1 protein-coding gene is annotated in these 433 nt (G+C 43.9%); it reads right to left on the bottom strand.

Annotated elements, in window-relative coordinates:
* Nucleotides 1-255: hypothetical protein (locus ACYVTD_RS17005; RefSeq protein ID WP_461248827.1), on the bottom strand; the 255-nt coding region annotated here is incomplete at its 3' end.
* Nucleotides 256-433 lie beyond the last annotated feature (178 nt).

Genomic DNA, 433 nt, shown 5'->3' with positions numbered 1-433 from the left:
AATTTGAAGGCTTCGCAACGCCGCCTCAACGCAGAGCGGTTCCAACGTGCCACTGACATCGAACATAAAGCGACCTTCGTTGCCTGTTACAAGAGCCGGAATGCCTTCGGGGACTTTTCCCTCCGCCAAAAGCTTATGCACCGCCGCGCTGAAATCTCCCTCGTGGGGAGTAAAAGCCGTCCATACGGGTTTATTGTCTTCCAATAAAGCCATTTTCAGGCTGGTTGAACCAATATTTATACCAAGTGACTTCATTTTATTATTCTAGCAAAGTTGCCACATTGATTCAACAAGGCGCATAGGGCTTTTGAAACACTGTTTTTTAACCGAAAATAAGATATGAAGCCTCAAAAAGTCATTTTTCTTTTGTTAGCAATTACGTTATTTTTCGCTTGTAAAACACCCCCTGCGCCTTTAGTAGAAGTTTTTGAGG

This window comes from Treponema sp. R6D11, from assembly GCF_054786075.1.
The sequence above is the reverse complement of the archived record's forward strand: the minus strand, read 5'-3'. Positions and strand labels throughout refer to the sequence as shown.